The 8687-nt window shown below is 41.2% G+C and carries 4 protein-coding genes; 2 read left to right on the plus strand and 2 right to left on the minus strand.

What is annotated here, in order from left to right; translation table 11 throughout:
- Positions 1–422: 422 nt before the first annotated feature.
- Positions 423–2783, plus strand: a complete 2361-nt coding sequence (locus QQK05_RS11320) for a S8 family serine peptidase (protein WP_284298625.1) — start codon at positions 423–425, stop codon at positions 2781–2783.
- Positions 2784–2878: 95 nt separating this feature from the next.
- On the opposite strand, the gene QQK05_RS11325 is transcribed toward QQK05_RS11320, so the two are convergent.
- The gene (locus QQK05_RS11325; RefSeq protein ID WP_284298627.1) at positions 2879–4969 is read right to left on the minus strand and encodes a M13 family metallopeptidase; all 2091 of its coding nucleotides are present in this window, start codon (positions 4967–4969) and stop codon (positions 2879–2881) included.
- Between the two features lie 264 nt (positions 4970–5233).
- On the opposite strand from QQK05_RS11325, the gene QQK05_RS11330 reads away from it, so the two are divergent.
- Complete coding sequence (locus tag QQK05_RS11330) at positions 5234–6010, plus strand: NRDE family protein (protein ID WP_284298628.1); 777 nt, start codon at positions 5234–5236, stop codon at positions 6008–6010.
- A gap of 63 nt (positions 6011–6073) precedes the next feature.
- Here the strand turns inward: QQK05_RS11330 and QQK05_RS11335 are convergent.
- Positions 6074–8687: choice-of-anchor U domain-containing protein (locus tag QQK05_RS11335; protein WP_322790569.1), on the minus strand; the 2614-nt coding region annotated here is incomplete at its 5' end.

Here is an 8687-nt window from a genome sequence, read left to right on the forward strand (position 1 = left end):
CTCATATTGAAAATGCAATGTGCTTATTCTTATTCCGCACTTTCATATTTTTGACATGTTTTTGTTATATAAAATGGATACCATTTGAGTATCTGCGTCGTTGGCTTTTGCCTTCCTTTGACTCGATAGTAACAGCAACAAAATCCCCCCCTAGCAATTTCCCGACAGCTTTTCATACAAATACGACACAACACAACTTAACTCATTAAAATCAACAATTTAAACAAATACCAACAAAAGTAATAAGTCGCAAATTTGGTAAAAAACGTCTTTTTTTTGCTATCGAAAGAGGCCTTAAAAATTCAATACTCAATGACGTTGTACTAATCAACGAAAGTCAAAAAAACAAAAAATAAAAAGTGTTAAATCTGAGCTTAACCGCACAGTGAAAACATACAATAAACGATGGAGTTACTGTCAAAATGAGAAAGAATAAAAAGCTAATGTTAAGCGCATTAGCGACCTCAATTGCGATTGCAAGTGTGTCTGCGCAAGCAGCACCTCAAGCACAAATTAATAAGGTAAGTAATAACGATAATGCTACAGAAAGCTTTGCTGAATGGCGCGCTCAAGAAAAGTTAAATCGTCAAGACTACACAGATAGATTAATCATTACTTTTAAAGATAAGAACCAAGGAAAAATGGTTCCTCCTGGGTTAGCCAAGAAAATTGGTTTAAACATGAAACACGTTAAAGTGTTGAAAAATAACAGCCATGTTATTGCGCTTGATGAAATGCACTCAATTAAAGATATTGAAAAGTTTATCGAAAAATTGCGCAAACACCCTTCTGTTGAATCAATTGAACCTGACTACCAACGTTATTTGATGGCACAAAATCAGCCTTGGGGTATTGCAAGAACGCAATCTGACCAACTATCTGATAACGATGCGGGCAACATGACCGTCTGTATTATTGACTCAGGTTACCAACAGTCAAACCCAGATCTAACGGCTAACAATGCTTCTGGTACCAATAACTCAGGTACAGGTAATTGGTATCAAGCAGGCGGCTCTCACGGTACTCATGTTGCGGGTACTATCGCAGGTGTAAATAACAGTGAAGGTGTGGTCGGTGTTTTACCAAACACTAATGTTAACCTGCATATCATTAAAGTATTCAATGCAAGTGGCTGGGGTTATTCTGGCGATTTAACAGATGCTGTTGATACTTGTGTAAATAACGGTGCAAAAGTGATAAACATGAGTTTAGGTGGCAGCGGCTCATCAAATGCTGAGCGTAATGCCCTTCAAGCAGCAGCTGATCAAGACGTATTGTTAATCGCTGCATCAGGTAATGATGGTAATACAACATTATCTTATCCAGCATCATACGACTCAGTAATGGCCGTAGGTGCACTTGATAGCAATAACCAACACGCTGAATTTTCACAATACACAAGCCAAGTAGAAATTTCTGCACCAGGTGAAGCGGTATTATCAACTGTGGCTGGTGATGGTCGATTAGGCTACATTTCTGTTGGTTCAACAACGTACGGCAATGACTTTGTTGTTCCTCAAACTCGATATATCCAAAGTGGTGGAAGTTTCTCAGTAACTAATATTAACGGCAGCGCTTCTGGCACATTAGCAAGCTGTACAATCTCTGGCAGTAGCTATAGCTGTAGTAATGTAAATGGTAACATCTGTTTAGCTGAGCGTAATGACAACCAAAAAGGTAGTAATTACCCAGAAATTAATCCAGCGAAAGCTTGTGCCGACGCTGGTGCAGCTGCGGTAATCGTTTACGGTAATACTGATCGCCCTGGTTTACAAAACCCATTCTTAGTTGATGCAAACTCAGACGTTACGGTACCAACAGTATCTGTAGATCGTGCGCTTGGTCAACAATTAATGGGACAGTTAGGTTCAAACGCGACAGTTAATGTTGTCGGCTCTCAAGATTACTCATACTACAATGGTACTTCAATGGCGACACCTCATGTCGCGGGTGTTGCAGCACTAGTATGGAGTAACAATATTAGCTGTACAGCTGAGCAAGTTCGTTCAGCATTAAAAAGCACAGCATTAGATATCGATGCACCGGGTCGTGATGACAAAACTGGTTTTGGTTTAGTGCAAGCTAAAGCTGCTTCTGATTCACTTGCTTCATCTTGTAGCGGTACAACGCCACCACCTCCAACAGGTAACGTATTAGAAAATGGTGTAGCTAAAACAGGTTTAAGTTCAAGCAGTGAGATCAACTTCACAATGGAAGTACCAGCGGGTGCGACTGACCTTACTTTCAACATGAGTGGTGGTACAGGTGATGCGGACTTATATGTTAAGTTTGGTTCGGCTCCAACATCAAATAGCTACGACTGTCGTCCATACAAAAATGGTAACGCAGAAAGCTGCCCTATCTCAAATGTACAAGCAGGTACCTACTACGTTAAAGTGGTTGCTTACTCTGCTTTTAGTGGTGTTTCATTAACCGGCTCTTACACTGAACCAACTACTGGTGGTGGCGGTGGCGCTACAGGTGGTAGTGCATCAGTTACTGACATCAGTGTATCTCGTCGTCAATGGCAGTACTACACAATTGATATTCCTGCAGGTATGTCGACGTTAGACTTTGTCATGAGTGGCGGTACAGGCGATGCTGACTTATATATTCGTCAAGGTTCGCAACCAACATCATCACAGTATGACTGTCGTCCATATAAGAGTGGAAACAACGAAACTTGTACATTCAACAACCCAGCTTCAGGTACATGGCACATTGGCATCTACGGATACTCTGCAGCAAGCGGTGTTGATTTAAATGTTACTTACAATCCATAACATTTAAACCATTTGCTTAAGTTACTCCCATGCTTAAGCAAATCCCTGAACAATAAAAAAGCGGCCTAATTGGCCGCTTTTTTTTAGCGTAAAAATTACCAAATTCTTACACGTTGATCTTCAGGTAAGTATAGTGCGTCGCCTGGTTTTACGTCGAACGCCTTGTACCAAGCATCGTGGTTACGCGGAGCTAATGCACGGAATTGACCTGGCGCATGCGTACCCGCTCTTAGTTGGTTCAACATACTTTGCTCAGTTCGCTTTTCCTTCCATACTTGTGCCCAAGCTAAGAAGAATCGTTGATCACCAGTCACACCGTCAATAACAGGTGCCTCTTTACCATTCAAGCTAAGTTTGTATGCGTGATAAGCCATTGCTAAACCACCTACATCACCAATGTTTTCGCCTAAGCTGTTACGACCATTAACAAAGTTCTCTGGAATTGGTTCATACTTACTGTATTGCTCAGCTAGTGCATCTGCTTTAGCATCAAAGGCAGCACGATCTTCGTCTGTCCACCAGTTACGCTGAATACCATTGGCATCAGATTTCGAACCTTGATCGTCAAAACCATGTCCCATTTCATGGCCAATAACCGCACCGATAGCACCGTAGTTAACCGCTGCATCTGCATTTGGATCAAAGAATGGTGGTTGTAAAATCGCAGCAGGGAAAACGATCTCGTTGAATGACGAGTTGTAGTATGCGTTCACACGTTGTGGAGTCATGCCCCAACGGTTACGATCAGTTTTTTCAAGCTCTTTAGCAACACTGTCTGCGCGGAAAAACTCACGCATATTTTGTACGTTTCCTACAAGATCACCCTTATCGATAGTTAAACCATCAAACTCTTGCCATACATCTGGGTAGCCAATTTTAGGATTGAACGCTGCAAGTTTAGCGCGCGCGTTAACTTTTGTTTCATCTCCCATCCAGTCAAGACCATCAATACGTTCACCTAATGCTGTACGTAAGTTTTCAACAAGCTCCGCCATTTGCGCTTTTGATGACTCTGGGAAATAACGGTCTACATAGACTTTACCAATCGCAAAACCTAACGATTGCGTACCAGACATTTGTGAAATAGCACGCTTCCAACGAGGGCGTGGCTCTTGCTGACCACGAAGCTCTTTGCCGTAGAAAGCAAAATTAGTGTTGAAAATGTCTTCAGACAACATGCTCGAATTGCCCGAAATAGCATGGAAGGTCAGGTAGTCTTTCCATACATTAATATCTTCGCTATTAATTAGCGCGATCATCGCTTTGATAGGCTCAGGTTGCGACATGTTTAACTGTGGAACCTTGTAACCTGTTTGTTCAAAGTATAAATCCCAGTTAAAACCAAGATATTCTTTTGCAAGGTCAGCACGCTCGATCTGATTAAGTGTTAAGTCACGATTACGACGCTTTTCTCGCGGCCAATGTCCTTCAGCAATTTTGGTTTCTAATGCTAGGATAGCTTCAGCACGCTCAGTACCATTTTCAATACCTGCAAACTTCAGCATGTCTGCAATATGCGCAACATAAGCTTCACGCGTTTTGGCAAAGCGCTCACTATCAACAAGGTAGTATGAACGATCAGGCAAGCCTAAACCGCCAGCACCCAGTGACATTTCATATTTGTTTGGATCTAAACGGTTAAACCACATGCCGCCACCTAACGGTGAAGAGACGCCATTTAACCAAGCATTACCAAAAATCTTTGTTAGATCATCGGTTGATTTAGCTGCAGCAATTTGGTCAAGTGTACCTTGAATTGGGCTAATGCCCTTTTTGTTAATTGTTTCCACATCCATGAATGAATGATAGAAATCTGAAATCATTTGCTCTTCAGCATTTAAATTTTTACGACTTGTAATGTCATCGATGATTTCCTTCACTTGCTTCTCGCTACGTTCAGCTAGCGCTGTAAACGCACCAAAGCGAGTTTTATCTGCAGGCATTTCGTAGTTGTCATACCAAGTACCACTTGCATACATAAAGAAGTCATCGCCCGGTTTAACATCAAGGTTACGCGCAGTTAGATCTACACCGAAACTACCTAATTCAGCTTTACCTTGTTCAACACTGGGTGCTGTCGTTTGTTCTTGTTTTTGTTCTACAACTTTTGGCGCGTCAGCCGGCTTTTCACCACATCCCGCCAATAATGCTGTGCCTAACGCAACAGCAACCAATGATTTTTTCATTTGATTTTTTCCTCAACTAATTACACATCAAATACTATGATGGCTTGTATTTTAAATACTTACTTCAGAAGCAGTTTATCTTACTGCTCTTTTTAGCTCTAGCATATTTACTGTAACATTTTTTTAACATTTGTATGCTTTATCACGCAATTTATTATTCGGCTACGCAATCTAAATCAAATAAGTTCACCAATATCGCGCCATATTTCGACAATTGATGGTATTGTTGACTTTTCAACTACCCTCTGCCAAGAAAAAACAGCTATGTGCATTTTGTTTATCGCAGTCAAGAAACACCCAGACTATCCATTAATTATCGCCGCAAACCGTGATGAATTTCACGCAAGGCCTACTAAGGAAATGCACTGGTGGAAAGGCGAAAATTTGTTAGCCGGTAAAGATACGCAGGCAGGTGGTACTTGGTTAGCCATTACTAACCAAGGCGATATATCAGCATTAACGAATTACCGTAAGCTTCCATTAGTTCAAGGGAACTTCAATAGCCGAGGTAAACTTCCCTTATTGGCTTTACGATCTTCCTCTGCTGAAATAAATCAACATCTAACGACTGAACATCGACAATATCAAGGCTTTAACTTGCTATACGGCAATAGTCAGGGACTTATGTGTTTCGACAGTGTAAAACAGCAGTTTACCGAGATAAAAAGTGGTTTTCACAGTATATGTAATGGCTCTCTCGACGATATTTGGCCAAAAATGGCGCAAGGTGAAATCGCGTTAGAAACCTATGTAACGCAAAATAAAGTAATTGAGCACGATGCTCTACTATCGATTTTGCAAAACACACAACGGGCTCCTGATGAATTACTCCCTGATACGGGTATTGGACTGGAATGGGAAAGAAAGCTAAGTGCAATAAAAATTGAAGGACCCGAATACGGAACACGCTCGTCTTGTGTTTATACGCAGTCAGTATCAGGAAAAATACACGTATCTGAAACAACCTATTGTCCACAAGGTAAAATAATCAAAAAACATACCTTTGACTGGATACTGGATATAAAAAACGCCACCTGCTAATCAAGCGGCATTTTTTAACTCATAGCGTAATATATGTTGTATCACAATTAGATTAAGACACAATTACTTACCTCGCTTAAGCTTTATAGATATTTTTCCCATATACAAGAACCACATCAACAGGGTTAACCAAAATAGACTACCGCCGCCACTTGATGTTTCCACGTCCGGCTCAGGAGTAACAACAATAACTTCCTCTTTATTCAAAATCGTAAAACTTGTTGTTTTGCTCTGACTTAACTCACCATCAAACACCGTCACTTTCAATTCAACAACACTATCACTACTTACTTCAGGTGCGCTAATTGATATATTTGCACCGTAAACATCATCAATTGACACAGCTGGTCCCGAAATTTGCTCCCATAAGTAAGTTAGTGGGTCATTATTGTCATCATTACCAATGGCACTAATACTAATACTATTACCTTCTATCACTTCAACTTGATGAGCTTCAATTATTACATCTGGTGCAATATTAGGCTCCGTTTCTACTCTTTGTGTCGTTAATGCACCAGGGTCTTCGATAGAACCATTTGCCATGCCATCAGCATCATTCGGCCCACCGTCTTGAATAATTAACTGAATACAGTTATTTCCCTCAACGAGACCTTGAGCAGATACTTGAGAATACGCCGTGCTTCTTGCCACAGGGCAGTTGCCACTGTCATCGAACACTGCAGAGCTAATGGTATTATTTTCATCCTCAACAAAATTATACCAACCGGTACTAACACTGTATTTTCGATACACAGCTTCTGCTGGAATCGACTCACCGTCTGCTAGCGGTAGAACGATTGCAGCTGTTGCACCGTGCTTTAGCAAGCCATTTACAGTAAAGTTATAGACTGGCGTTTTGAGTTCAAAACTTTCATCGTTAGTGTCTGCATCTTCATCACTAACCACCTGAGCTAATTCATCAATGCTAATACCTGATTGATTCACCTCAACACCCAAACGAGAAACGAATAAACCTAACGAGATCTGTAAACCTTCCTCAGTTTGCAAAGGCTGGGTATTATCACTCGTAGGCAGTCGCGTGTTGTTATCATCGTTATCAAGATAATCTGCAATACCGTCACCATCGCTGTCATAATACCCTTCATCCGCATCATTAATACCATCATTATCAGAATCAAACGCTCTTTCAAGTAACGGTAGCTCAGCAATAATCAGTTGAATAAATCTACTCACTGAAAAAGAATCACTTGTGTTGCTCTCTATTGCGCTTGCTTCGAGGTGATATATCCCTGCATTAATATTGCTAGGATCGAATTCAAAGGTTAACTCATCCGCATCTCTAATTTCATTTGTAATAGTAGCGTGATTTGTCGACCAGAAAATGTCATGACTATCGTTCTGGTTGATGTCATGTACAGTTGCAACAATCTTAACCACCCCATTAGTAGGGTCGATAACACTTACGGGCTGTTCATTTTGAAATACCCTTAAACCAAGTAGAGGAGCAACATTGTCTTGCGTTAATAAAAGCTGACTTTCCCTAGTATGACCAATAAAAGCATTTTCACTACTATCTATTTGCAACTTCAAATCATCGCTACTATCCAAGTCCTCCGGAATAACGACAGCTAGTTGACCATACTGGCCCTGTTCTATGTTTCCAACTAGCTGGTTATTAACAAATCCATTAACTAGCAAACTATAGGCAATTTGCACTGGATAATCGGCAGCAACACCACTTAAATGGACGCTAACGTTATAACTGCCACCCGCTTCAACAGGGTATTGATTGGCAATTGTTAGCTGTGGCACCACATCAACATTTATTGCTGAAATAGCGATATTGCCTTCTTTGTCACTTGCTTGTACCTCAATTGTATGACGCCCAGAAACCAATCGTGTTTCACCAATAATCGAAGCATTAATTTCGCCATCAACCAAGTCAGTTGCAATAACTTCGATTAAGTTAGCGATGTTAGTTAAACGGCCCTGTGCATGAAATGACAAGTTAGATAATTGCTCAAACACTGGCGCAGTAGTATCAATGACGGTAATTAATTGCTCACGGCGCGTTTGATTTCCTGACTCGTCTGTGGCTGACCATGTGACAATATGTTCGCCTAACGAAAATTCAAAACTGTCTCTGTCAACGCTTATGACTGGATTTTCATCCGTATCGTCAGAAATAGTTGGCGTACCAACATCAACAAAGGTTAATGTGCCTGTCGCTTCAACTGTTATATTTTCAAGGCCACTGATCGTTGGCGCTTGCGTATCTATCACTGGCGTCTCATCATGGATTAATGGGTTTTCATCATCAACGTCAGGGATACCGTCGCCATCATCATCTCCATCTTGGTTGTTACCAATGCCGTCGCCATCAGTATCAAGTGTTTCCGATGAATCATTTGGGAATGCATCAGCGTTGTCACCAACACCATCATTATCAGTATCAAGTGTTTCCGACGAGTCATTTGGGAACGCATCAGCGTTGTCACCAACACCATCATTATCAGTATCAAGTGTTTCCGACGAATCATTTGGGAATGCATCAGCGTTGTTACCAACACCATCATTGTCAGTATCGAGTGTTTCCGACGAATCATTTGGGAACGCATCGGCGTTGTCACCAACACCATCATCGTCAGTATCAAGTGTTTCCGACGAATCATTTGGGAACGCATCGGCGTTGTCACCAACACCATCATCGTCAGTA

Origin of the sequence: Thalassotalea loyana (assembly GCF_030161435.1) — a bacterium.
Taxonomy (GTDB): domain Bacteria; phylum Pseudomonadota; class Gammaproteobacteria; order Enterobacterales; family Alteromonadaceae; genus Thalassotalea_G; species Thalassotalea_G loyana.